The sequence below is a fragment of the Devosia nitrariae genome, assembly GCF_030160115.1.
Taxonomy (GTDB): Bacteria; Pseudomonadota; Alphaproteobacteria; order Rhizobiales; family Devosiaceae; genus Devosia; species Devosia nitrariae.
On sequence record NZ_BSNS01000011.1, the window covers coordinates 242,583 to 265,832 of the forward strand.

The 23,250-nt window shown below is 64.4% G+C and carries 21 protein-coding genes; 7 read left to right on the forward strand and 14 right to left on the reverse strand.

Annotation, left to right across the window (positions count from 1 at the left end; all coding sequences use genetic code 11):
• The 4 genes from QQK18_RS27545 to QQK18_RS11710 form a co-directional block, all read right to left on the reverse strand.
• On the reverse strand, positions 1-165 hold the full coding sequence (locus tag QQK18_RS27545; RefSeq protein WP_379994442.1) for a CcdB family protein: 165 nt from the start codon (positions 163-165) through the stop codon (positions 1-3).
• Positions 166-168: 3 nt separating this feature from the next.
• Positions 169-399 (reverse strand): type II toxin-antitoxin system CcdA family antitoxin, encoded by a 231-nt coding sequence (locus QQK18_RS11700; RefSeq protein ID WP_284340520.1) that lies wholly within the window; start codon positions 397-399, stop codon positions 169-171.
• 49 nt (positions 400-448) lie between these two features.
• Entirely contained in the window at positions 449-1,747 is a 1,299-nt protein-coding gene (locus QQK18_RS11705) for an NAD(P)/FAD-dependent oxidoreductase (RefSeq protein WP_284340521.1), read from the reverse strand.
• 73 nt (positions 1,748-1,820) lie between these two features.
• On the reverse strand, positions 1,821-3,188 hold the full coding sequence (locus QQK18_RS11710) for an FGGY-family carbohydrate kinase (protein ID WP_284340522.1): 1,368 nt from the start codon (positions 3,186-3,188) through the stop codon (positions 1,821-1,823).
• 180 nt (positions 3,189-3,368) lie between these two features.
• On the opposite strand from QQK18_RS11710, the gene QQK18_RS11715 reads away from it, so the two are divergent.
• Together QQK18_RS11715 and QQK18_RS11720 are read left to right on the forward strand one after the other, a co-directional pair.
• The gene (locus tag QQK18_RS11715; RefSeq protein WP_284340523.1) at positions 3,369-3,701 is read left to right on the forward strand and encodes a four-helix bundle copper-binding protein; all 333 of its coding nucleotides are present in this window, start codon (positions 3,369-3,371) and stop codon (positions 3,699-3,701) included.
• Between the two features lie 127 nt (positions 3,702-3,828).
• Positions 3,829-4,332 carry an Hsp20/alpha crystallin family protein gene (locus tag QQK18_RS11720; protein ID WP_284340524.1) on the forward strand — a complete coding sequence of 168 codons (504 nt, stop codon included), beginning with the start codon at positions 3,829-3,831 and terminating at the stop codon, positions 4,330-4,332.
• 133 nt (positions 4,333-4,465) lie between these two features.
• Here the strand turns inward: QQK18_RS11720 and QQK18_RS11725 are convergent, their stop codons facing one another.
• On the reverse strand, positions 4,466-6,043 hold the full coding sequence (locus tag QQK18_RS11725; protein WP_284340525.1) for a hypothetical protein: 1,578 nt from the start codon (positions 6,041-6,043) through the stop codon (positions 4,466-4,468).
• A 337-nt stretch (positions 6,044-6,380) separates the two neighbouring features.
• Here QQK18_RS11725 and QQK18_RS11730 point away from each other — a divergent pair, with 337 nt between their 5' ends.
• The gene (locus QQK18_RS11730; RefSeq protein ID WP_284340526.1) at positions 6,381-6,818 is read left to right on the forward strand and encodes a hypothetical protein; all 438 of its coding nucleotides are present in this window, start codon (positions 6,381-6,383) and stop codon (positions 6,816-6,818) included.
• Between the two features lie 4 nt (positions 6,819-6,822).
• Here the strand turns inward: QQK18_RS11730 and QQK18_RS11735 are convergent, their stop codons facing one another.
• Genes QQK18_RS11735 through QQK18_RS11745 form a run of 3 tightly spaced genes read right to left on the reverse strand, consistent with a single transcriptional unit; the run spans position 6,823 to position 10,745 of the window.
• Complete coding sequence (locus QQK18_RS11735) at positions 6,823-8,826, reverse strand: AfsR/SARP family transcriptional regulator (protein WP_284340527.1); 2,004 nt, start codon at positions 8,824-8,826, stop codon at positions 6,823-6,825.
• Positions 8,826-9,932, reverse strand: a complete 1,107-nt coding sequence (locus QQK18_RS11740) for a YcaO-like family protein (protein WP_284340528.1) — start codon at positions 9,930-9,932, stop codon at positions 8,826-8,828. Before QQK18_RS11740 ends, QQK18_RS11735 begins: the two co-directional genes overlap by 1 nt.
• Positions 9,933-9,986: 54 nt before the next feature.
• Entirely contained in the window at positions 9,987-10,745 is a 759-nt protein-coding gene (locus QQK18_RS11745; RefSeq protein ID WP_284340529.1) for an N-acetylmuramoyl-L-alanine amidase, read from the reverse strand.
• A 214-nt stretch (positions 10,746-10,959) separates the two neighbouring features.
• Here QQK18_RS11745 and QQK18_RS11750 point away from each other — a divergent pair, with 214 nt between their 5' ends.
• A complete protein-coding gene (locus tag QQK18_RS11750; RefSeq protein ID WP_284340530.1) occupies positions 10,960-11,295 on the forward strand; it encodes a hypothetical protein in 336 nt (111 codons plus the stop codon).
• 22 nt (positions 11,296-11,317) lie between these two features.
• Complete coding sequence (locus tag QQK18_RS11755) at positions 11,318-11,950, forward strand: LysE family transporter (protein ID WP_284340531.1); 633 nt, start codon at positions 11,318-11,320, stop codon at positions 11,948-11,950.
• A gap of 275 nt (positions 11,951-12,225) precedes the next feature.
• On the opposite strand, the gene QQK18_RS11760 is transcribed toward QQK18_RS11755, so the two are convergent.
• The 5 genes from QQK18_RS11760 to QQK18_RS11780 form a co-directional block, all read right to left on the reverse strand.
• The gene (locus QQK18_RS11760) at positions 12,226-13,674 is read right to left on the reverse strand and encodes a sulfatase family protein (protein WP_284340532.1); all 1,449 of its coding nucleotides are present in this window, start codon (positions 13,672-13,674) and stop codon (positions 12,226-12,228) included.
• A gap of 67 nt (positions 13,675-13,741) precedes the next feature.
• Positions 13,742-15,064 (reverse strand): extracellular solute-binding protein, encoded by a 1,323-nt coding sequence (locus QQK18_RS11765; RefSeq protein ID WP_284340533.1) that lies wholly within the window; start codon positions 15,062-15,064, stop codon positions 13,742-13,744.
• A gap of 40 nt (positions 15,065-15,104) precedes the next feature.
• On the reverse strand, positions 15,105-15,944 hold the full coding sequence (locus tag QQK18_RS11770) for a carbohydrate ABC transporter permease (RefSeq protein ID WP_284340534.1): 840 nt from the start codon (positions 15,942-15,944) through the stop codon (positions 15,105-15,107).
• A gap of 1 nt (position 15,945) precedes the next feature.
• Positions 15,946-16,866: a carbohydrate ABC transporter permease gene (locus QQK18_RS11775; protein ID WP_284340535.1), complete on the reverse strand. Its 921-nt coding sequence runs from the start codon at positions 16,864-16,866 to the stop codon at positions 15,946-15,948.
• On the reverse strand, positions 16,863-17,951 hold the full coding sequence (locus QQK18_RS11780) for an ABC transporter ATP-binding protein (protein ID WP_284340536.1): 1,089 nt from the start codon (positions 17,949-17,951) through the stop codon (positions 16,863-16,865). Before QQK18_RS11780 ends, QQK18_RS11775 begins: the two co-directional genes overlap by 4 nt.
• 151 nt (positions 17,952-18,102) lie before the next feature.
• Between QQK18_RS11780 and QQK18_RS11785 the strand changes: the two genes are divergently transcribed.
• The gene (locus tag QQK18_RS11785; RefSeq protein WP_284340537.1) at positions 18,103-19,104 is read left to right on the forward strand and encodes a LacI family DNA-binding transcriptional regulator; all 1,002 of its coding nucleotides are present in this window, start codon (positions 18,103-18,105) and stop codon (positions 19,102-19,104) included.
• On the opposite strand, the gene QQK18_RS11790 is transcribed toward QQK18_RS11785, so the two are convergent.
• Positions 19,105-20,040 carry a formylglycine-generating enzyme family protein gene (locus tag QQK18_RS11790; RefSeq protein ID WP_284340538.1) on the reverse strand — a complete coding sequence of 312 codons (936 nt, stop codon included), beginning with the start codon at positions 20,038-20,040 and terminating at the stop codon, positions 19,105-19,107.
• Between the two features lie 324 nt (positions 20,041-20,364).
• Here QQK18_RS11790 and QQK18_RS11795 point away from each other — a divergent pair, with 324 nt between their 5' ends.
• Entirely contained in the window at positions 20,365-23,049 is a 2,685-nt protein-coding gene (locus QQK18_RS11795) for an ATP-binding protein (RefSeq protein ID WP_284340539.1), read from the forward strand.
• The last annotated feature ends 201 nt before the right edge of the window (positions 23,050-23,250 follow it).

Here is a 23,250-nt window from a genome sequence, read left to right on the forward strand (position 1 = left end):
CTATCGAGCTCGAAAACAGGATTTAGTCGACCGATTGGTGGGGGGAGCCCGGTCTACTGGCAAAAGTGGAACCACCACCCTTGTTGCCATCCTGGCGACCAAGTCCGCCTGCACGTCGACCAGAAGTGCCCCGTCAGGGCCGGAGAAGACATCAAATCGTGCCAAGGACTACCAAGGCCTGTATTTTTCGAGGGGTAGGCCGTGTTCCTCGATGTAGCGGTTGAAGCTCTCGATCGCGTCCGCGTTCTCTTCCAGCCAGCGCCGCTCTTTTTCTTTGCGGACCGCCTCGGATAGCCCAGCTTCCGCGGCGCGAGGAATGCCCAGATTCAGTGCACGCGCTTCTGCCAGAAGGTCTGCATCGAGCGTAATGTTAGTAGCGCGGCGGCGGGACCCGGGCATGGTGCAAACTCCTCTGCGCATAGTATACGCGTAACTATGCGCCCTCCAACTATCCCTCCGTCTTGGTCACTTCCTTGAGCGGCGCCGTCTTCTCGGCCGGGCCCTGCGTGATCAGCCGGGCGCTTCGCCGGCCGGTGAGGTAAATCCACAGCCAGCTCAGCGCCACCGAGAAGCGGTTCTTGGCGTCGATGAGGAAATAGATGTGGGCAAGGCCCCACACCCACCAGGCGATCCAGCCCTTGAGCTTGATCCAGCCGAAATCGATCACCGCGGCCCGCTTGCCGATGGTCGCAAGGCTGCCGCGGTGCTTGTAGGCGAAGGGCTTCGGCGCTGTGTCGCCCATAACCCGCGCCCTGATGATGCGCGCCGCATGCTCGCCGGCCTGCTTGGCCGCGTTGGCGATGCCGGGCACCGGCTTACCGTCCGGCATGGTGATGGTCGCGGTGTCGCCGACGGCGAAGATCTCAGGATGTCCCGGTACCGTCAGGTCCGGTTCGACGCGGATGCGTCCGGCTTTGTCGGCCTCGGCCCCCAACCATTTGGCGGCAGGAGATGCCTGCACGCCCGCCGCCCAAATGACCGTTTTGGCGGCAAGGCGCCTGTCGCCATAGGTCACGCCTTCGGCGTCGACCTGGGTTACGTTCCGCCCGAGCTCGACGATCACGCCGAGATCGATGAGCGCCTTTTCTGCGTACGCCGACAGGTCCTTTTCAAAAGCGAGCAGCACCCGGTCCAGACCTTCGATCAGATAGACCCTGGCCTCGCGCGGGTCGATCGTGCGGAACTCGTCGCGCAGCGAAGCGCGGGCGAGTTCGCTGATGGCGCCCGCCATTTCGACCCCGGTCGGTCCGCCGCCGATCACGACGAAAGTCAGCAGCGCGGCACGAGCCTGCGGGTCGGTCTCGCGCTCGGCCGCCTCGAACGCCTCGAGGAGCTGTCGGCGGATGGTGGTTGCGTCCTCCAGCGTCTTGAGGCCAGGTGCGTTGGCTTCCCATTCGTCATGGCCGAAATAGGCATGCCGGGCGCCGGTCGCCAGGATCAGGCTGTCATAGGGCAGGGCGGTGCCGTCCTCGATCCGCACCAGCCGTTCCCCGGTATCGATGCCGATGACCGTGCCAAGGACAGTGCGCACCTCGCGCCGGTCGCGCAGGATCGTGCGGATCGGCCAGGCAATCTCGGAGGTGGCGAGCGCGGCCGTTGCCACCTGGTAGAGCAGGGGTTGGAAGAGGTGATGGTTGCGCCGGTCGACGATGGTGATCTCGGCATCCGCGCCCTTGAGCGCCAGAGCCGCCGCCAAGCCGCCGAATCCGCCCCCGATGATCACCACCCTGTGCTTGCCCGTCGTCATCGCCTGCCTCCTGGTCTCATCTGGAGATGGAGGGCTCAGACCTGGCTCACAAGCCCCCGGCAGTGCAGATGAGCTATGCCTTGGCGCGCTCCAGCCAAGCTTGCCTGTAGGCCGTGAGCCCTTTGTGGTCGAGCGGGCGAACCGCCGGTGACTCCTCGGCCTCGCCTCCGACGGGCGCGAGCAAGAGGCTCGCTCCGAGGCTCGTGCCCGTTGCATCGGCCGAAGCGGTGACCCCCACGCCCGTCAACGCGGCCAACGCCTGTCCGAACAGTGCGTTCCGCGCCAGCGGTCCCTCAACGATGATCTGGCGCCCGATACCGCAGAGCGACAGCGCCGCCTCGGCAACGAGCGCGAGATAGAGCGAGACAGCGGCGGTCCGCTCGCCGGCGTTGAGTTTTTCCGGCGAATGCGTCCAGCGCCCCTCGCTGTTGGGGAACGTCCCGACACCCGGCACGAAAGTCGGTAGCACCTGGATCTGTTCTTCGATCACCCTGTCGATATCGGCCTCGGCCGGCGGGTGGCCGCTACCGGCCAGCAGATCGAATTCACGTCCGCCCATGAACCGCGCCGTCGGCACCGGCCGCCCGTAGGCGTCGACATTGGCGAGGCTGTCGCGCTCGGGATCGAGACCGGCGGTCGAGCCGCCGACCGTCATGCAGATCGTCCACGTGCCGGTCGAGATGACCGTGAACGGCGTCTCATGCTGGCCGAGATGCGGCAGGAGCGAGGCATTGGAATCGTGGATGCCGCAGGCGACGGGCGTGCCGTCGGGCACTCCCGTCGCGGCCGCGATTGCCGGCAGGATCGGCCCCAGCACAGACGCAGCCGGCCGCACCGGCGGAAAAAGCCTTCCCCAGCCTTCCTTGGCAACCAGCGAGGAGAAGGTCTTTTGATCCGGCGCCCAGAGGTCAGTGTGGCAGCCGAGCGAGGTCACCTCGCTCGCCATCACTCCAGTCAGCCGCCAGGCCCAGTATTGCGGGTAAGCAAGGATGGCAGTGACGTTCGCGAACTCTTGCGGGAACCGCCGCGCCTGCCAGAAGATCTGCGCACCGAGATTGAGCCCGACGGGCAGAAGCGGCGAATAGCTCTCGGCAAAGGCGGGCCGCACCTTGCCGTATTCGCCTGCCGTTTCCTCTGGCCCCCGATACTCGTAATCGAGTACCGGCAGCGCCAGTCCTTCTGCGGTGACCAGCGCCCCTGTCGCTCCATGCGTGGTAATGGAAATAGCCGACACCTGGTGTCGCGCATTGAGTGTCTTCAGCGACGCCAGGATAAAAGCCCACAAGCCGTCGACATCTGCATGCGGATAGGGGGCACCCTCAACCACCTTGTTCGGCATCGAAAGCGCGTCGATCTGCACGCCCCGCGCAGTGTCGATCAGCACCACCTTTGCATTGGTCTTGCCGATATCGATGACGGCAACGGTCGCGGGCGTCGGCATGCTTTTCCTCCCTCGGACGACCGCATTTAGCCGAACGCCGCGCCATTCGCCAGCACCCCGCGAAACGAGTCTATATTGGACTGGCGTTGCCGGACGAGGCCGGGAACCCGTTACCCGGCCGATGGTTGTCTCCGACGAGCTGCTCGTCCGATTTAGCTCGCCTGTCCCGGGAGACCCACCATGCATCACCTTGATCCGGAGCTACGCAGTTGCATCGATGCCTGCACCGCCTGCCACCAGACCTGCCTTGCCACCGCGATGGGCCATTGCCTCGAGCTCGGTGGCGAGCACGTTGCAAGAGAACATTTCACGCTTATGATCACCTGCGCCGAAATCTGCCAGACAGCGGCCACCTTCATGCTGATCGGCTCACCTCGTCACAAGCGCATCTGTGCCGAATGTGCGGAAATCTGCGCGGAGTGTGCGGCCGACTGCGAGCGCCTCGGCGACATGGATGAATGCGTGACGGCCTGTCGGGACTGCGCCGAGTCCTGTCGCAAAATGGCGGCGTAGCGGGCATATCAAGACCGTCGCTCCGGTCCTCGCACGCTGAACCATGAGGCCCTGTCATCCGTTTTGTTGAGGAGGGCGGAAGCAGGCGCCCGATCGCGATTTCCGCCTGGAACCAAAGGAGTGGAAGATGAGAATGCGTGACTTAATACCAAGGAACCGCAGCGGTGGGCGCGGCCTCTCGATCTACGGCAATGAAGGCTCGGATCCTCTCCTTTCCCTGCATCGGGAAATGGACCGGTTGTTCGATGATGCGTTGCGGGGCTTCGGCTCTCGCTTCTCCGATCTTACGCCATTTTCTGGCGAGGGCGGTTGGCCGAGCCTCGAGATTTCGGAGACCGACACTGAGTTGCGTGTGACCGCCGAGATTCCCGGTCTCGAGGAAAAGGACGTCGAGATCCTTCTCGACAACGATATGCTCACTTTGCGCGGCGAGAAGCGATCTGAAGCCGAAGACAAAGCCAAGCAGTTCTCGGAGCGCTATTATGGCCGCTTCGAGCGCCGCATCCCCCTCGGCTACGAAGTCGAGGCGGACAAGGTCGACGCCCGCTTCAACAATGGCGTCCTGACCATCACTTTGCCTAAGTCGGCACAGGCGCAGTCGCGCGCCAAGCGCATCGAGATCGAGCACTAGTTTAGGCGCTGCCGCGGACGGTCCATCCGCCCGCGGCCTTGAACAGATCCACATCCACGATGACGCGAGTTCGTTAGCCACCTGTGGGGCGGCAGCGAAGATGTCACCTTCGCCATGCAGGCCCGTTCAATTCTCACTCGTCGAAGATGTAGTGGATTTCGCACCCTGCAGGTGGATCGGTTTCTGGGGTGGGATCGGCGACAGGCCGTCCCAGTTCGGCGCGCATCACCGCTTCGCGATGGGGCAGGGCCGTGCATTTGACGAGGTCGGAGATTTCGTAACCGCCGTCGGTGCCAAGCTCGGGACTGATGTGCGTAAATTTGAGCGAGCCCGGCCATTTGACCGGTCGGCCGGTGTGGTCGACGAAATTCGCCACCGAGGAATCGGCCACGTTGTGGTGGCAACCCGAGCACGACAGTGTCTCAAGGCGGATGATGCTGGGATTCGTGCCGGCCTTGTCCATGATGACCCGGCGGACGTCGTTGGTCGGCATGTGCAGCGTGCGCGTATACGTCGGGATCTGCGTTAGGTTGCGTGGGATGACCATTTGCGACGCCTGGATGCTGGCGTCGAACGTGAGGTGGAAGCGGTTGATATCGGGGACCATGAAATCGTCGTAGCCCAGCTGCAAACTGATCGCCAGGCGAGCGTTTTCCGGGGTTCCGCCGGAAAAGGCCGTGGGGTCGATCGAGCCGCCTGTGGGCATTGCCACGATCCGGGACGTATCGCCCTCGTGGGCGAACTCGAATTCGCGCAGCACCCAGACCTGGCTGGTTCTGGTATTGACCCGGATCTGGCCGCGCACGTCCACGGGGTCGCGACCGAGGTTGTCGGCGTGCAGCACCGGCCCGAGGTCGAAACCGTCTTCCGCCGCGTCCGGCGGCAGCAACCGCCCGTCCGGCGTCAGCCGCCCGCCCTCGAGGTAGAAACGGGCGAGCGCATCGGCCACGGCCGCGTCGATCGGGATGGTGCCGGTGGTGTCCGCATTCGAGAACCGCGCCCAGAACTCCTGGATCGCGGCACATAGCTGACCGTCACCGTCCTTGTCGGGAATGATCGCCTCGAAGTTCATGAACATCTCGATCGTTGGATCACCGAGCGCCGGCCAGCCCGGCCATTGCGGGTTCCAGGCGGTAATCACCCGATATTCTCCACAGTCGGGCGTGTCCGTACCCGGCTCGCGCAGGTCGATGCGATTGACGGCGCCAATGATACGAAACGGCGGCGTTTCGGATGTTTCGCCAAGCGGGTCGGCGATCGCTGCGATGGCCGCGAACTGCGGATCGCAGAGCATTGGAAAGCTGTTGAGCGTCGGAACTGCGACCGTAACCCCCAGTCCAGGGCAGGCGAGACCCGCCGCGACCTCTTCTGCCGTGCCCGGCACGATCGTCGACCACCATTGCCGGAACAGGGCCTTGCCGTCGGCAACTTCCGCCGAGGCGGCGAGCTGGTCCATGACGGCAGCAAAGGATAATCCGGCGAGGAAGTCCGGGTGTCGGACGAACAATGATCGGTCGGGCAGGATTTCGACGTCGGGGAGGTTTTCGGGCGGCAATGCTTCGAGCGCCTGCACCTCCTCGACGCCAACGCCGCGGTGTTCGGCATGTACGCTCTCCTCCTCTGCCGGGGCGCCAATTCCTGTCACCACCCCTGCCAAAGTGAAGGCCACCGGCAGGCCCCACGCCCGAACTGCACGCCAAAAGTCCACCATGGTCCTGCCCCCTTGTCCGTTCGGCCTTTTAAACAACTTGGCCCTAGAGCCTTTCCCGCTCCGATTGAGTCAGAACGGGCGCTGTAGTTCGTGAATTGTCGCGTTTTCGAAAAGTGGCATCCATCCCGGATCAGGTCCGGGACAGGTTTTTTGCTGAAAACGCTCTAGCAAAACGCGCTCATCGTGAAGCTTGCGTGAAGTCTAGCGCAGCGGCGTGCCCAACACATACTGACAATCACGGTTGTCTCACGGATCGCCCCTAGCGATAGTGCCTGGTCTCTCCGGCCGGGGGTGTTGGTCGGGGATGCATGAGTCATGGCCATGGGAGGCACAAGCAATGACGAGAACGTACCCGCCCCTCGAATTCGGACCCGCAGGGGACGAACTCACCACCGTGCGTTATTCGGACTATGAGAAGGTCGGCAGGAAGCTGGTTGAGTGGGCGACCAACGGACCAGGCTCCTGGCCCAAGAATATGGACGATCTGCGCGCAGCGCTCGACGGGGTCGTGACCTTTCCGCCCCAGATCACCCGCTTGACCGTCGTCCAGAGCTATGACGATCCGTCGGGAGAGAATTTCGAGTTCATTTTGCGCCTGCCCGCCAAGGGCCAAGTCAACGAGAGCCTCGACCTCGCCCGGAACGGCCAATACGAGCAACCCCCGGTTATCGCGGCGCTGGCGAGCAAGACCGACCCCCAGACCGGTGAGTTGCTTTCGCCCGAGCGGCAGTTCTACGCCCGCGTGGCCGACTATACCATGCGGCAGTGCCGGTAAGGTCTCAGGTGAGTTGCAGCAAGCCGGCGGTCAGGATGCCGGTCCGCAAGAGCTCCCGGTCTGCCTCGGCGCGGATCGGGAAACTCTGGCAAAGCCAATCGAGCACCGCCTGCGGCGTGCATGAAATCTGCCCGTACCAGTTTCCCGACACGGCTTGGTAGAACTCTGCCATCGAGGCACGAGCGGCATCGTATTGGCGCAGATGCGCCAGCGCCGCGGCGCGCCAGGCCGGCACGAAGAACGCCGTTCCCTCGGCCGCCGCAGAGGCCTCGACGGCGCCGGCGTAGTCGCCTTCGAGAAAGCGGATGCACATCTGATAGCACCAATGTATGGGTGCGCCGCCGATTGCAACGTCCAGCGCCCGTGCCGCAATCTGGCGCGCCCGCAGCTTTTCCCCGCAATAGGAAAGGCCTTGTGCACAGGAGGTCAGCGTCCAGGGATCGTTCTGATTGAGTTCGAGCGCCAGGTCGTAGGCAAACAGGGCGTGCTGGTAATTGCCGTTGAGTATATGCGACCAGGCGAGACAAAGCTGGGTGCGGCAATCCAACGGATCCAGTCGCACCGCCGTCTTGGCGAACTCGAGCGCTTCCATCGCCCGTTCGGTATCACGCATGACGCCGGGGAAGATGTGGTGGCGCGTGTTGAGGATCTGCACCAGCCCGACATAGGCCGGCGCAAAGTTCTGCGTGTCGACAAGAATCGAGCGGAAGATCGCCTCGGCGCGGATCTCATCATTGGGCTGCCAGCGGAAGATGAAGCCGTTGGCCCTGAGCCAGCGGTCATAGACGTCGAGATTCTGGTCTGGAAGGGCAGCGATGCGCGCCAGTCGTTCGGCCGAGATGTGAACATCGAGCGAACTGGCGATGCGGCGGATGATGGCGAGCTTGGCCGCCGCCCAGTGCTCGACCTGAACCGAGAGCTGCTGGCTCCACAGATAAGTCTTGTCGGCATGACGGCGCACGACCAGAGAGAGGTAGAGTTCACCATCCTCCTGCAGTCCGGTCGCGGCGATGTCATAAGCCCGCCGCGCGGCGGCGGTCTCTTCGTCAAGGCCGGGGCCTGCCTCGCGGACCGACCAGTCGCGAAAACGGGTGAGGGCGCCGATCAGTTCGTTGCGTAGGCCCGCGATCCGGCGATGCGATGCCTCGCTGAGGTCTTCGTTCCCGAAGGGTTCCACGAGAATAAGCACGTGCCCGGTCTGCGGCGCCGTCTCGCCCGGCGCAGCCTCTGTCGGCAACTGGATCGGCGCTGCCTCGCCCAGCTTGATACGTGCGACCAGCGCCTGGGTCTCCTCGGCCGGCTCGAGGTCGAACTCCTCGTCGAGCAGGGTCCACAATTCGTTGTAGATGCGCAATGCCGTCGGGATCTCGCCGAGGGCCGCGTGGTACTGCATCAGCACCCGGCAGGCCTCTTCATTGGTCGGGTCGAGATTGCGAATGGCAATGGCGGCCTGGTGCCGGCGTTGTGCACTCGTCTTGCCGGAGGCCAGGGCCGAGAGTTTCGTCAGAAGTTGTTCGCGAAAGGATTCGCGCTGTATCGAGCGCCAGTAGTCGAAGGCGCCGTCGACGACGTCCAGATCGCTGAGGAACTCATCGGCGAGGCCCTTGCGGTCGACCAGCGCCTCGGGAACATCGCCCGCAGAGATCGCTGCCAGCATCTGACCGATGTCGGAGGTTACCGAGCCGCCGTCCAGCCAGATGTTGAGCCGGTCGGACTTCAGGATGTCCTGCCCGAAGCCGTTGAGGTCACGTCGCAAACTCATCAACTGCTGACGCAGCGAGACCTGAGATTCGCTGTCGGTCTTGTCGCTCCAGAGCAAGCCGGCGAGTCGTACGCGACTGGCCGATTGCTGCGGCGTCAAAGCCAGATAGGCCAGCAGCGCCCGCGATTTTCTGCCCCTGATCGTCGGCGGTTGGCCGTTGATCCATAACCGCAATGCGCCGAAGAGCTCGAAGTGGGCCACCGATGCCGTGTTGCTCTCGGTCGCCTGTGCCAGGGCGCGCGCCATCAGAGAAGCCCCACGTCGTGCGCATCGCGGGGGACCTCCCGCAGTGCCGGCGCGACGATCTTGGCGACCGGGATGCCGAAATCCGCGCGCGTGAGGTCAACGGCATGGACCGGCCCGGGAACGGCCGCAAGTCCCCGTTCGAGCAATTCCTCAGGCGAGCTTGACGGAACGCTGTCTCGTGCGCCGCCCCGGACCGCCAGTGCAGGATGATCGACCGAGACATCGGCGCGCCGCCGCTGGCGCAGCTCGTCCTCGTTCAACGGCAGGCCAGCGGAGACCTTCGCTTCGACCAGAAGCAGGCCGAACTCCATCTGCATCAGCTCGCGGATGGCCTTGCGCGCGGCGACCAGGGTATCGGCGTGCGCGGCAAAGCCCGCGACAAAGCCCTTGCCATCGGGGCCGAACGAGCAGGCGGCGACTGCCGGGAGATCCGGATGAGCGGAAATATCGATAAGGATCGTCCGCCGTCCGCCGGCTCCGCCACGCAGAAGCTGCAGGTATTGCTCGGCGCCGGACGCTGCCCGTCGATCCAGCGGGCGTGGAGCATGACCCTCATACCACCACGACACGAGGGCATCCCGCTCGACGAGCTCCCATAGCCCCGACGAGGCGGCTTCGGCCGCAGTGCGGCCCGCGGCGCACCCCGAGCCGATCCGCCGCTTCTGGCTGTCGCGTGTGCGCAAGCAAATTTCGGCCGGCACCATGGCTCCGCCGCCGGTTCGCAGGTCAGTCGCGGCGACGCCTTCGCCCTGCCGCAGCCGGTCCTTATCCGGGCTCAGTTGCGACAGGTATTCAACCGCCTCTCCCAGACATCGCTCATAGGCGCGATTGGGACGGGCACTGCATCCGGCAACACTGGCTGCAGTGAATCCGGAAAATGCCGGTCCAAGCAATGCCGGTTCGGCCGTACCGCAAATGATCCTGGCGCCGGGGGCGTGTGGCAGCACTGGGGTGAAGAGTCCGGCGACGGTGTGGGCGGCGCGTCGAACGGGATCGGCGCCGGCGGTGCCTTCCGGCGCGGCCGGGCCACCGCCGGCAAGCGTTTGCGAGGTCGGCCCAGTGTCTGCCGTGCCCTGGGTGGCCCAAGTCGAGCCGCTTGCCCCCATGCCGCACTCCCGCGGTCGATTGAGAAGATTTTTGACTATCTGATAAAGAGAGCCTCATTTTGCCCTCCCGTGCAAGCGGCGCCGGTGCTGATGCGCCGTTGCAGCACTCTTTGCGACCAACCGCATCCCGTCCTGCCAGCAGATATCGCTCGAGGAAGTGGGCAGCAGGCCCATCGGCACGACCTTCTCGTGCTTGGGCATTGCCAGCTCATTGCCGCCGGAGGACAGGACCAGTTCCCTGAAGGTCTGCCACGGGAAGTGAGAGCCGGGATCGGTACGCAGAAGGGGATCGAGCGCCGCATGCGCGACCACGTGCTTGAGATTGGGGTATTTCGCCCAGCAGTAGCGCACGATATCGGCGGTCATCTGCACCTGCCAGTCCGAGAACGGATTGGTCGAACCATTGGCCCGGGTGTTGACGATCTCGACGCCGAGGCTCCAGTGGTTGACCCGCGTCTTGCCCGCGTTGACGGTGGGATTGGACTTGTCATTGCGCACGTGCCAGGCGGCGCGGGCCTCGGGAATGCAGGCCCAGGCGAACCTGCCGTGCTCGTCCTCGGTCTCGTCCGGCACCAGCCAGTGCCAACTGGCCCTGTGCCCCTTTAGGGCCGACATGGCACCAGCAGAGCTTGCACTGGGGGTTGCGTGGATGACGATCGCCCGGACGCCCAGGATTGGGTCGACGATACGGCTGGTGGACGCTTCGGCCCAATAGTCGCGGACGCCGGGATACCATTCTTCAGTGAGGCGAAACGTCTCCGGCCGTCCCGCTGCCGGCAGGTCGAACAGATAGGTCCTGGGGACTGTGCTCATTTGATGCGCTCTCTCTCTTATTGGAATCCGAACCTTCTGCCTGGTGACGTGAGAGGAGCGTGATATGCGGCTGCCGCGCCGGCCGCCGGGTTCTTCACGCTCGCTTCACGGGGACCCGCGTCAGGTGCCGGCTCCTCCCGGCGGAGGTGCGCCGACCGTGACCCCGGTGCGCCTCCTACTGGGAGGAGCCGGTTCTCACCAACGGAGTGGGCCAATGTCAGCCAACATCTTGACTCGTGCAGCCTTCGCCGATTCCGCGCCGGCACCAGACCGCAGGCATGTTGCCGCCGGACGTGTCGACCAGACCGAGCTGGTACGCCTGCCGCTCGATCCCATGGCGCCGGACACCGCGCTGCGGCCCAATCTCCAGCTCCCTTACGCATTCAGAGACACCAACTATGCCGTTGCCGCCGACATGGTTGGTGCTGCGCTGGCGCGTACGCGTGTACGCGCCAGCGCTAGCGGGGTCTCGATGGCCGTTGCGAGCGAGGGCCCAACCGCAAACGGCGCCCACACGGGCGGTTCCCGCAGACCTCAAGGTTTGACGTGATCTGGAACCGGGAGGCGCCGCCATGTCCGACACCGCTCTCCTCTCGACCTCGATGCTCCAGTTTCTGGTGGCCTATATGGTGGTGCTGATGACACCGGGACCGATCTCGTTCGCAACCGGAAGCGTTGCGTTCCTCAACGGCTTCGGCCGAACCGCTCCGCTCCTTGCCGGTGTCGGCATGGGCACGGCCATTCTGGCGGCGCTGATGGCGATCGGCGCCATGAATCTTGCCGGATGGCTGCCGATTCCCTTGGTCAAGATCGTGGGGGCGGCGGCGCTGGGCGCGATAGCGCTGCGCATCGCGCGAACGGCGCCGCCGGCCGACGCCATTGTGGAAGAGCCCGACAAGCTGCAGGCGGGCCTCTTCATGGCGGGACTTCTTCTCAGCTTGCTTGCGCCGCAGACAGCGTCCTTCTTTGCCATCTCGTTCATGGGATTGACCTTGCCCATCCGGGATCTTGTCGAGGCGCTCTCGGTGGCCGTGATTTCCGGGATGCTGAGCGTTGGCTGGTACGGGCTTCTGGCACTCGCTCTTTCGCGTTCCTCCGTCCGCCAAGCCGCCAGGCGGAGCCACCGGGCCGTTTGCTGGGTGGCCGCCGCCTTGCTGGCTCTCATGGCTCTCTTTTCCGCCTTTTCCGCCCTTGCGTTCGACTGAGGAGGGACCCCGTGTCTTGCCAGCCAACTCCCAGGTTCGAAGCCATCCTGGCGCCCCACGACAACTGGATGGTTTTCGACCTGGCCTATGGATGGCCAGCGGTAATGGACGGTCACATACTTATTGGCCTCGACCGCCAGACCGCCTTCCACCTTGAGCAGCGTTTGAACCGGGTGATGTATCGGACCAAAATTCCGGACCACTTGGCCGTCAACGACAGGGCTCGATAGGTACCGCTTACCAGACGGCCCCCTCCCTTCTGCTCTCAATAAATATCAGTCCGCCTGCGGCCCGAACTCCGCCGTAGCCGATCGCAGGATGCGTCGGTCGCCGTCCGTCCAGTGGTCGCGGTACCAGCTCGAGGCTTCGAAGCTGTCGTTGATGCGGGCCATCCACCGTTCCATGGCCGCCTTGAGCCGGATCTTCTCTCCGGCAAGGGCAGGGTCCGCGGCGAGGTTCGTCTGCTGGTAGGGATCGATGAGGCGGTCGAAGAGCAGTTCCTTTCCGTCGACCCGGAACACGCCATAGGTATAGCGCTTGTCGCGGACGGCCCGCCATTCATGGCCGTCTTGCCACCTGGCGGTGGCACCACATCCCTGCATCAGCGCGACTTCAGGCTCCGGTCCAGTCTCACCGCGCGCCCAATGGCTGAGGTCCATCCCTTCCACGTCGTCGGCTACCGGCAGGCCCGCAAGGCCCGCAAGCGTTGGCAGGATGTCCACGGTACTCAGGCACACATCGGGCCTGCTGCCCGCAGGTATCTGGCCCGACCAGCGCATGAAGTATGGAACCCGGGCCGCCTCCTCGTAGAATATCAGCTTTGCCCTGCGGCCCTGCGCGCCGAACATCTCGCCATGGTCCGAGGTGAAGACCACTATGGTGTTTTCCGCTTCGCCCGATCCTTCGAGGGCCGCCATGAGCCGCCCGAACTCCGCATCGAGACTGGCCACCTGGGCATGATAACCGCGGCGCCAGCTTGCAAGCTCCGCACGTTCGGCATCCGAGAGGCTCGCCCACCTGTCTCGGTAAGGTGCGTCGTCGGTGTCGCGATAGTTGGGCGGGTTGGGGAAGTCGACGTCGCTGAACATGCGCCAGAAGCGTTCGGGCACGTTGTCCGGCCCCCACGGGTCGTGCGGCGGACCGTATGAAAGGACCAGCGAGAAGGGCCGGCCATCTGGATCGCGTGCGGCGCGGCGCACAAAATCGATGGCCTGATCCGTCTGCACCGTCGGCTCGTATTCTCCCGGGTGTTCGATCTTGTCCGGCGTTTCCTCGTGGTAGTAGGCCGGCGGGCTGAAGTTCTCGTGGTGGAAGTTGAATGCCTTCCACTCGCCGTCAAAGCCCAGCCGGTGCGGGCCACGCGGAACGAAGGAATTGCGCGGTTCGTAATGCGAACCCAGTTCGTTCGCATAAAGATGCCACTTGCCGATATAGGCCGTATTGTAGCCGGCATCGGTCAGCATGTGCCCGAGGCACCGCTGGTTAGGGTTCATGCGCAGTTCGTTGATCACCATGCCGTGGCTCGTGGTGTGCTTGCCGGTCAGCAGCGAGGCGCGATAGGCGGTGCAGACGGGCGTATTGACCACGGCATTGCTGAAGGACGCCGCCTCGCGTGCAAACCGGTCGATATTGGGGGTTTGGGCCTTGGTGCTGCCGGTGCACCCCAGCGCGTCGTAACGAAGCTGATCAGCAAACACATAGAGAATATTCGGCCGCTTGGTCATCGGCGTCACTACCTGAACTGGAACGAAGAAGCGCTCCGCCGCAGGGGGCGGCGGAGCTTGGGGAGGATCAGCGTGCGCGCCGCAGTACGGCGTTCACGCGGTTTTCGGCGTCCGCCAGGGCCTGCTCGATGCCTTTCTGGCCCAGCACCGCCGCGCTCAGTTCCTCGCCGATGGTGAAGAACATGACCCGCTGCTGGTTGATGGTGTTCGGGTGATGCCGGGCATTACCCGGGATCGACATGATGCTGGCGCGGTGGGGCAGTTCCTGGAATTCAGCGCTGTCGAGCACGCTCTGGCGCGAGGGAAGATGCCCCGCACGGGCCCAGTCGCCATTGTGGTCATAGAGGAACTTCATGAACTGGAGCGCCCCCTGGCGCTGTTCTTCGGTGCGCCGGTCGCTCTTCAGCATCACCCAGGTGTGGCCGGCCGAGAACTGCGCATTGTCCGCATAGAGCTGGGGCAGGGGATAGACGCCGTAGTCGGCGAGCGCCATTTCGGCATTGTCGGCAGCGGCAACGAAGGGCGCGATCATCCAGGTACCCTGCGTCACTACGCCGGTCCCGCCCTGCTGGAACTCCGAATTGCCGACGCTCCCATCGGTGTAGGCGGTGGCCAGGCCCTCGTCCACGAGCCGCTTGAGTACGGTCAAGGCTTCGACGGCTTCCGGCGTCTGCAGTGCAATCTGCCTGGTGTCCTGCGGGAAGAAATCACCGCCCTGCTGCCATACCAGCGTATAGAAGGTGCGAGCGATGGAGCCGGCGTCGACCGGCAGGGCAAGATAGGGCTTGCCGGTCCTTTCCTTGAAGGCGGCCGCCTGTTCGAACAGCTCCTCGACGCTTGTCGGCATTACCGGATTGCCCTCGGCATCGAGCATCTCGGCCTCGGCAAACAGAGCCTTGTTGGTGTGCCAGAGCCAGCTGATAAAGTCCTGCGGCAGCCCATAGATTTCGCCATCGACCTCGACATTCTCGCGCCCGCTGGCGACGAAATCGCTGGTGTCGATGCCGACCTCTGGAAAATCCTCGCTCAATGGCAGCAGCAGGCCCCGGCGCGCGAACTCACCGAGGACATCTGCATGCATCACTGAGACGTCCGGTACGTCGCCCGCGGCAAGGCGCCCCGCCAACTGCTCATAGTAGGGCTGCCACTCGACGATCTCGGTCACCACTTTGATGTCGGGGTTCTCCTGGTTGAACTGGTTGGTCAGTGCGGTGATGACGCCACACTCATTGGTCGCCCTGCTGGGATCGGTGACGGTGGCAAAGTCGGCTTCGCATGAGCCAAAGAAGCGCGCGAAGCGGATTTCCGTCTGCGCCACGGCCGCCTGTGCGCATAGCGCTGCCACCAATGCAGCAGCGGCCAGCGCGGTGGAAGTCTTGTTCAATCTCATGGGCGGTTCTCCTCCTTGACCCTTTCCCGGTGGCCTCTTGCTATCGACCGCCCGCGCCGGCCACGGCGCGCAGGACGTATTTCTGGAAGATGAGATAGAGGATCAGCATGGGCAGGCCTGCGAATACGGCCTGGGCCATGAGGTAGCCGATGCCCTCGGACTGATCGAAATTGGTCTGCGTCGCCGCCAGCCCGATGGTCAGCGTGTACATTTCCGGGCGGGTCGCCGAGATCAGCGGCCACAGGTAATCGTTCCACGCATCGAGGAAGGTGAAGATCGCCAGCGTGATCTGGGCCGGCACCGACAAAGGCAGTGCGATCGTCAGGAAGATCTTCCAGCGCGAAGCATTGTCGAGCGCCGCTGCCTCTTCGAGCTCGCGCGGCAGCGCCCGGAAATAGGATGCCATCAGGAAGACGCCGAAAGGCGTTCCCAGATGCGGCAGGATCAGTCCTGTGTAGGTATTGTGCAGGTCGAGATCGACGAACATGGCATGGAGCGGAATGATGATGGCCTGGCGCGGGATGGCGAGGCCGATGAGCACGAAAACGAAGAGCGCCCGCCGCCCGGGGAATTCGAGACGGGCAAAGCCGTAACCGGCGATGGAGCAGATGATCAGCACCAGGACCGTCTGGATGATCGAAACCACGACGCTGTTGAGGATCCACCGGCCCAGCTGGCTGGAACGGATCAGGTCCGAATAGTTGTCCAGCGTGTAAGGGGCGCGGAAAACCGTGCCGAGGCCGTAGGACAGCTCTTCATTGGGCTTGAACGACAGGCCCAGCACCCAGAACAAGGGGATGAGCCAGCACAGCGACAACGCGATCACCAGCCAGTAGCTGAGCCGGCTGAAGACGGGTTCCTGGGGATCGAGTTTCGCCATCTCAGCTCTCCGCTGGTTTCCGGCTGACCCAGAACTGCAGTCCCGCGGCCACCAGCATGATGGCGAACAGGATCTGTGACGCCGCCGCGGCATATCCTGCTTGCCACTGCTGGAATCCGGCCTGGTAGATGAACATCACCATGGATCGGGTGGTGTTGTTCGGGCCGCCGCCGGTGAGCAGGTTCACCTGCCCGAAGACCTGGAACTGCAGCACCACTTCGATCACCGCGACCAGCACGATCATCTTGCTGATCGAGGGGATGGTGATGGTCCAGAGAATGCGCAGCGGACTGGCGGAATCCAGCCGTGCCGCCTCGTAGATGTCCTGCGGCACCTGCTGCAGTGCCGCGAGGAACAGCATCATGGGCAGGCCTATGGACCACCAGACCGTCACCAGCGCGACGGCCGCCAGGGCCCAGTCCGGGTTGAGCAGGATTGAGAGAGGTCCGAGGCCAAGCGCCGTGCTGCCGGCATCGATCATGCCGACATTGGGCAGGTAGACGGTCTTCCAGATGAGCGTGACGACGGTGACCGAGAGCACGTGCGGCCCGAAGAACAGGGTCCGCATGATAGCCGCGCCGCGGGTAGGCCTGTTGAGAGCCAGCGCGATGAGGAGGCCCAGCACGACGAACGCCGGCACGGTAAGGATCACGAAACGCAGGGTGTTGAAGATCGAACCAATGAATATCGGGTCGATCGATAGATCTTCGTAGTTCCAGAACCCGACGAACTCGGAGGTGCCGCTGAGCAGGTCCTTGTATTGAAAGCTCATGATCACGCCGGAAACCAGCGGGTAGATCATCAGCCAGAGGTAGAGTACCAGGAATGGTGCCACGAACGCCAGGCCCGCCCAACGCGACCACCAGCCTGCCCTCGCCGCACGTCTGCCCCTTGCGGCGTCAACGCCAACCAACGTCGTCATGCGGCCAACTCCGGATGCAGTGCCTTTCCGGAGCCATCGAAGCCGATCAGCTTGTGGAGATGGGGCCGCAGCCCAACGCGGTCGCCGCGCTGCACCTGGCTGTCGCTATGATCCTGGTAGATGATAGGCGTGCCATCCGAAAGATGCGCATAAACCAGCGTCCGGTCGCCCAGCCGCTCCACCACCTCGACCTCGATCTTGAGCGCGCCGTCGGGATCGACGGCGACTTCGTCAGGCCGAAATCCAAGCTCGACCGGGCTCGCGTGGCCGGCACTGGTCGCAATGCGCGTGTCGAGGCGCGCGCCATCTTTGAGCGTCGCCTGCAGCCAGCCTCCGTTTTCGCTGGTTTGGTTCACCGGCACGAAGTTCATCTGCGGCGTGCCGATGAAGGCGGCAACGAAGCGGGTGGCAGGGTGCCGGTACACTTCGAGCGGCGGGCCGACCTGCTCCACCCGGCCCGCATTCATCACGACGATCTTGGAGGCCATGGTCATGGCTTCGACCTGGTCGTGGGTGACGAAGATCATGGTGGCGCCGAGCTGCTGATGCAGCTTGCTGATCTCGACGCGGGTGCGCGCCCTCAGCGCCGCATCGAGGTTGGACAGCGGCTCGTCGAACAGGAACACCTTGGGTGACTTGGTGATCGCCCGACCGATGGCGACACGCTGCCGCTGGCCGCCGGAGAGCTGGTGCGGCTTGCGGTCCAGCAATTGCTCGATTTCGAGAATGGTCGCGGCCTGGTCGATCCGCTGGGCGATCACATTGGCCGGCGTGCCGATGTTCTTGAGCCCGTACGCCAAATTGGCCCGCACGCTCATGTGCGGGTAGAGCGCGTAGGACTGGAACACCATGGCGATCCCCCGCTGGCCGGGTTGCAACTGATCGATGCGCTCGTCGCCGATGCGGATTTCCCCGTCGCTGAGCGTTTCGAGCCCAGCAATGAGGCGCAGCAAAGTGGTCTTGCCGCAGCCTGAAGGACCCAGCAGGACGGCAAATTCGCCATCGCCGATGTCGACGGAAACATCGTGCAGGACCTTGACCAACCCGAAGGCTTTGGACAGGCCGCGCAAATCAACTGCTGCCACGTACGCTCCTCCCTCGCCTGCACCTGTTTCGAACGGCACTTCGGCGTTTTCAACGTTGAAACAATCAAGACATAGCTTTTTCAACGTGGCAATAGGCAGAAGAGCGTTTTTATGTCATGAACGCTTCGTGACGAGGTCGGAGCATATTCGGATGAAGGCGGCGACGGTGAAGGATGTGGCCCTGGCGGCCGGCGTATCGGCGCGCACCGTCTCCAACGTCGTCCACGGCTATGTCCATGTCTCCGAGGACACACGCCGGCGCGTGCAGGAAGCCTGCGATCGCCTTGACTATCGCCCCAACCTCCTCGCGCGCAACCTGCGCTCGGGGCGCTCCAGGGTCATCGCCCTGGTGGTGCCGGAAATCGGCTCTCCCTATTTCGGCGAACTGGGCCAATCGATCATCGAGGCGGCCCGCAGCCGCGGCTATGCCGTACTGATCGACCATACCGGCGGCGACATCGAGCAGGAGAAGGAGTTCCTCGTCCGCAGTTCAGCCTCCCGCCTCTTCGATGGTGTGCTGCTCAGCCCCTCCCGCGTCACCGGCGACGAGCTGCGCGCGATCCTCGACGTGCCTTTCGTCCTCTTGGGGCCGCGCCTGTTCGATCCGGCCTTCGACCATGTTTCAATCGACAACGTTGCCGCGGCTGCCGAAGCCACCGGCCACCTGCTCCGCCAGGGACGGCGCCGGGTGGCCGCCATCGGCGAACAGCGCTGGGGCGGCAGTGCGGCCCAGATTCGCACGATCGGGTTCCGCAAGGCCCACGAGGCGCTGGGCCTTGCGGTCGATGAATCGCTGGTCGTGCCCACCGCTCGTTTCAAGCGCGAGGACGGGGCCGCGGCCATGAGCCACCTCATCGAGTCGGGGTTGAGGCCCGATGCCGTCTTCTGCTTCAACGATCTGCTGGCGCTGGGGGCGATGCGCGCCATTCACCAGCACGGCCTGCGTGTCCCGGAGGACATTGCCGTGGTCGGCTTCGACAACATTGAGGAAGGGCAATATTCGACCCCTTCACTCACCACCATCGCACCTGACCGTCACGTCATCGCCGAGCTCGCCGTAGAACGGCTCCTGGCGCGCATCGATGGTGAAACAGTCGATCAACCGCCGCGGCTCGTGGTGCCGCACCAGCTACTGGTGCGCGAAAGCGCGTGATTAGTTCACCGCCTCATAGACCACCCGGAAGCCGATATGGCTGGTCGACGTATCGGCAGTGTTGCCATGGCGCGCGGCGATCCGGTAGCGATAGCAATAGCTGCGGTGGCACAGGAACGATCCGCCTTTCATCAGCCGCTGGTTGGTCGCGGTGGCCTCGGCGTTCACGGCCTTGCCGGCCTTGCTAAGGGAACGCACCCGCCAGCGGTCCGCCGTCCATTCCCAGGTATTGCCCGACATGTTGAACAGGCCATAACCATTGGGTTCGAACGAGCTGGCCGGCGCCACCCAGCGATAGCCGTCCGCACCGGTATTCCGGTCCGGAAATTCGCCCTGCCAGATGTTGCAGGGCATGAAGCCGGTATCGTCGGGTTCGCGATCGCCCCAGGGAAAGACAGGGTCGGAGAGGCCCCCACGCGCCGCGTGCTCCCATTCCGCTTCGGTGGGCAGCCGCCCACCCGCCCAGACGGCAAAAGCAGATGCGTCGTTCCAGGTGACATGGGTCACCGGGTGCTCCTCACGTCCGTCAAGTGCACTTTCGGGACCTTCCGGACGATCCCATTGCGCCCCATCGACCCGCCGCCACCACTCGATGCCGACCGCCGCTTGCGTGGCCATCGCGGCCGGTAGCATGTCGTGGAAGACGAAGGACCAGCCGAAGCGCGCGGCCTCGGTCACATAGCCGGTGGCGGCGATGAATTGCGCGAACCGGGCATTGGTGACCGCGGCCTTGTCCATGCGGAATGGCTGCACCCGAGCCGACCGCACCGGAGATTCACCGTCCCCCTCGTGGATCGGTCGGCGCGTTCCCGTCTGAACCACACCGCCGGGAATATCCGCTGTATCGGCACTGGCCGTAGCCGTCACCTGCCGGGGAAGCGGGTTCTCGGCCTCGATGGTCCCGCCGCGCCCCGGCGGACTGCAGCAACTACTCATGTCTCTTCGCTTCGGTTCTGCACTGCCCACCTTGTTCTCGGCGGCAAACTACCGGCGAGTGCCGCACACGTCCAGCGAGCGCATCAGCTTGTGACCGAGCGGCAGGACGAGGCCAGCGGCCTCCGCTGCCCGCGGCTGGACGTCGCTTGGTCGGCCCAATGTCGCGCCGATGTTGCGGGCACGACGCCGGGGCCCATCAGCGCTCAAGCGCAAGAACTCTGGGCCGTCAAGAACCGCACTCATCAAACAGCAACCGCGCGAACGACTTTGTAGTATTCTGAGCCCGCTAGTGTACCTTCAGAGAGTCTGCGGGCGGGACGTTTCATGCTGCTTGAACGGGACGGACCAGTTGAGACTCTGCTGGCGGCGGCGGGGAAGGCTGTGGCCGGGCATGGTCGGACCGTACTGGTCGAAGGCGAGGCGGGCATCGGCAAAACGTCGCTCCTTCGTGCTTTCTCGGAACAGTCCGGGACGGATTGCCGGGTGCTTTGGGGCTGGTGCGAACCATTTTTCACGCCGCGTCCGCTGGGACCTCTCCAGGATATGGCTCATGAGCTCGATCAGCGCGTGGCCGCGCTGCTCGACGAGACGGCCGCCCCCGAGCGGCTCTTCCCGACGCTCCTGAACGCGCTCCAACACGTCAGGGGCACCACCGTACTCGTCTTCGAGGACGTGCATTGGGCCGACAACGCCACGCTCGACCTCGTGAGGTATCTCGGCCGTCGCGTCTCCCTGCTCCGTGCGATGCTGGTGCTCAGCCTGCGCAGCGACGAGATTGATGCCGATCATCCGTTGACCCAGGTGATCGGCGACCTGCCTTCATCTTCCGTCACTCGTGTCACGCTGGAGCCCCTCTCTGCCGATGCGGTCGCAACGCTTGCCGAGCAGTCGGGCCAGCTAGCCGATGGTCTCTATCGCATCACCGCGGGCAATCCGTTCTTCGTCACCGAGCTATTGTCGAGCAGCGACATCGCACCGGGACGCATTCCCTCCTCCGTCCGCGACGCCGTTTGGGCGCGCCTGTCGCGCCTGACGCCAGGCGAACGCGAACTGCTCGAAATTATGAGCATCATGCCGGGCAATGTGGAGCCTTGGCTGATCCGCGCTCTTCTGGGCGCCGAAGCCGAAGCCCTTGTCGACCAATGTGTAGCGCGCGGATTGTTGCGACGCGACGGCCTGGGCACGCTGACATTCCGGCATGAGCTTGCAAGGAAGGCCACGCTCGACCGGCTTGCTCCATGGGTGCAGCGCTCGCTGCATGCGAAAGTCGAGGCAGCACTGTCCGACGTTCCATCGACGCATGCGAGCGCTCTTCTCTCGCGGCGAGTACACCACGCCGATGGTGCCGCCAATGGCGAGCGCGTGCTTGAACTTGCGCCGCGGGCCGCCGAGCAAGCGGCCCGTTTGGGGGCGCATCGGGAGGCCGCGTCACATCTGGCGACAGCTCTTGAATATGTCGAGCAGGCCCCTCCGGAACTGGCCGCACAGCTTTACGAAGACTGGGCGTACGAGGCCGGGCTCGCTCTTTTCGTCTATGACGGCATCATCGACGCTCGGCACCGGGCCATCGCGATCTGGCGGCAGCTTGGCCGTCCCGACAAGGTTGGCCTCAACCTGCGCTGGCTGTCTCGACTGCATTGGCGCCGCGGCGAGGGGGAACGGGCGGAAGATTATGCGGACCAGGCGGTGCGTGAAGTGGAGAGCCTGCCGCCTGGTCCGGAGCTGGCGATGGCTTATAGTACGCGCTCTCAACTGCACATGCTGCACTATCGGTTCGACGAGGCCGTCGAATGGGGCGAACGCGCGATTGCGCTGGCCGATCTGCTGGGCGAGATCGAGACGACACGCGTCCACGCGCTCAACAATGTCGGCACTGCGCTCATGTTCGCCGGCCGTCCGGGCGGCCGGGAGCGGCTCGAGGAAAGCCTGTCGCTTTCGCTCGCAAACGAGCTCCATGACGACGCCGCCCGCGCTTATACCAACTTCGCCGAATGTGCATTGGTCGCCAAGGATTTCGCGCTTGCCGAGCGGCTGCTGTCCGAGGGAATCGCATTCTGCGCTCGGCACGACCTCGATTCTGCGGCGCAATACCTGCTTGGCAGGCAAGCGCAGTTCCACCTGGAGCAAGGCCGCTTCCGCGAGGCCGAGACGGTCGCCCAGGGTGTCATGAACCAGGAGCGCCTGCCCATGGTCATGCACCTGCCGGCCCTCACTGTGCTCGGCGCGGTGCGCACGCGGCTGGGCGAAGCCGGCGCGGTGGACCTGCTGAACCGGGCCCTTGAGGAGGGGCTGACAACTGGCGAGCCTCAACGCATCGTGCCGGTCCGTCTGGCGTTGACGGAGGCCGCTTGGCTTATGGACGATCTCGGGGCCGGCCGGGAGCAGCTTTCGGCCCTGGACGCCATGGATCCCAGCTGTTTCCGGCCGTGGGATCTGGGCGAGCTGGCGGTCTGGAGGCAGCGATGCGGTATGGCGGGGGCGCGATCCGCGCCGAAGGCGCAGCTCCCGTCTCCACGCGCCGCTGAGCTTGCCGGCGATGCGCTGGCGGCCGCCGCGGAGTGGATCCATCTCGGGCTTCCGTATGAAGCCGCGCTTTGCCTGATGCAGGTGAGGGGCGCCGAGGCCGCCGCGGCGCTCGCCCGCGCGGTGGCGATCCTCGACGGAATCGAGGCTCGACCTGCCGCAGCACTGGCACGAAAGTCGGCACAGCGCATGGGCGTCGCGGTCCAGTTGCCCAAGATGCGCCGGGGGCCCTACGCGGCCGCTCGTCGCCACCCGCTCGGCCTGACACGGCACGAGCAGAAGGTCCTCGCGCTGATCGCCGAGGGCATGGGCAACAAGGAAGTCGCGCGACTTCTGGCGCGCTCGCCGCGCACGATCGAACACCACGTCTCCTCCGTGCTGAGCAAGCTCAACGCCGCCAACCGGATGGAGCTCCTCCTGCGTTTGCGCGGCGAGCCATGGCTATTGTCGGCCCTCGATGCGCCGGATGGCGCGAAAGCCAGGTAGTCCCCGGAAATTAGGGAATGCCCGCGAAAAACAGGCAACCGCACGCCGAAAAATGGGTGACGGCACCGATGTGCCTGTCTGCCGCCCGCCATAGGTTTCGTTCGGAAGGCGTGGACACCATTCCCCAAACACCATTCCCACGCCTCCGTGACCGGAAGGGCATGCGCTGAGCGCTGCCATAGGCTGGAACCGCACGAGGAA

What these genes read in the sequence shown, in the direction of transcription:
- QQK18_RS11700 (WP_284340520.1), bottom strand. Translation starts at nt 399, where the DNA reads ATGCCCGGGTCCCGCCGCCGCGCTACTAACATTACGCTCGATGCAGAC.
- QQK18_RS11705 (WP_284340521.1), bottom strand. Translation starts at nt 1,747, where the DNA reads ATGACGACGGGCAAGCACAGGGTGGTGATCATCGGGGGCGGATTCGGC.
- QQK18_RS11710 (WP_284340522.1), bottom strand. Translation starts at nt 3,188, where the DNA reads ATGCCGACGCCCGCGACCGTTGCCGTCATCGATATCGGCAAGACCAAT.
- QQK18_RS11715 (WP_284340523.1), top strand. Translation starts at nt 3,369, where the DNA reads ATGCATCACCTTGATCCGGAGCTACGCAGTTGCATCGATGCCTGCACC.
- QQK18_RS11720 (WP_284340524.1), top strand. Translation starts at nt 3,829, where the DNA reads ATGAGAATGCGTGACTTAATACCAAGGAACCGCAGCGGTGGGCGCGGC.
- QQK18_RS11725 (WP_284340525.1), bottom strand. Translation starts at nt 6,043, where the DNA reads ATGGTGGACTTTTGGCGTGCAGTTCGGGCGTGGGGCCTGCCGGTGGCC.
- QQK18_RS11730 (WP_284340526.1), top strand. Translation starts at nt 6,381, where the DNA reads ATGACGAGAACGTACCCGCCCCTCGAATTCGGACCCGCAGGGGACGAA.
- QQK18_RS11735 (WP_284340527.1), bottom strand. Translation starts at nt 8,826, where the DNA reads ATGGCGCGCGCCCTGGCACAGGCGACCGAGAGCAACACGGCATCGGTG.
- QQK18_RS11740 (WP_284340528.1), bottom strand. Translation starts at nt 9,932, where the DNA reads ATGGGGGCAAGCGGCTCGACTTGGGCCACCCAGGGCACGGCAGACACT.
- QQK18_RS11745 (WP_284340529.1), bottom strand. Translation starts at nt 10,745, where the DNA reads ATGAGCACAGTCCCCAGGACCTATCTGTTCGACCTGCCGGCAGCGGGA.
- QQK18_RS11750 (WP_284340530.1), top strand. Translation starts at nt 10,960, where the DNA reads ATGTCAGCCAACATCTTGACTCGTGCAGCCTTCGCCGATTCCGCGCCG.
- QQK18_RS11755 (WP_284340531.1), top strand. Translation starts at nt 11,318, where the DNA reads ATGTCCGACACCGCTCTCCTCTCGACCTCGATGCTCCAGTTTCTGGTG.
- QQK18_RS11760 (WP_284340532.1), bottom strand. Translation starts at nt 13,674, where the DNA reads ATGACCAAGCGGCCGAATATTCTCTATGTGTTTGCTGATCAGCTTCGT.
- QQK18_RS11765 (WP_284340533.1), bottom strand. Translation starts at nt 15,064, where the DNA reads ATGAGATTGAACAAGACTTCCACCGCGCTGGCCGCTGCTGCATTGGTG.
- QQK18_RS11770 (WP_284340534.1), bottom strand. Translation starts at nt 15,944, where the DNA reads ATGGCGAAACTCGATCCCCAGGAACCCGTCTTCAGCCGGCTCAGCTAC.
- QQK18_RS11775 (WP_284340535.1), bottom strand. Translation starts at nt 16,866, where the DNA reads ATGACGACGTTGGTTGGCGTTGACGCCGCAAGGGGCAGACGTGCGGCG.
- QQK18_RS11785 (WP_284340537.1), top strand. Translation starts at nt 18,103, where the DNA reads ATGAAGGCGGCGACGGTGAAGGATGTGGCCCTGGCGGCCGGCGTATCG.
- QQK18_RS11790 (WP_284340538.1), bottom strand. Translation starts at nt 20,040, where the DNA reads ATGAGTAGTTGCTGCAGTCCGCCGGGGCGCGGCGGGACCATCGAGGCC.
- QQK18_RS11795 (WP_284340539.1), top strand. Translation starts at nt 20,365, where the DNA reads ATGCTGCTTGAACGGGACGGACCAGTTGAGACTCTGCTGGCGGCGGCG.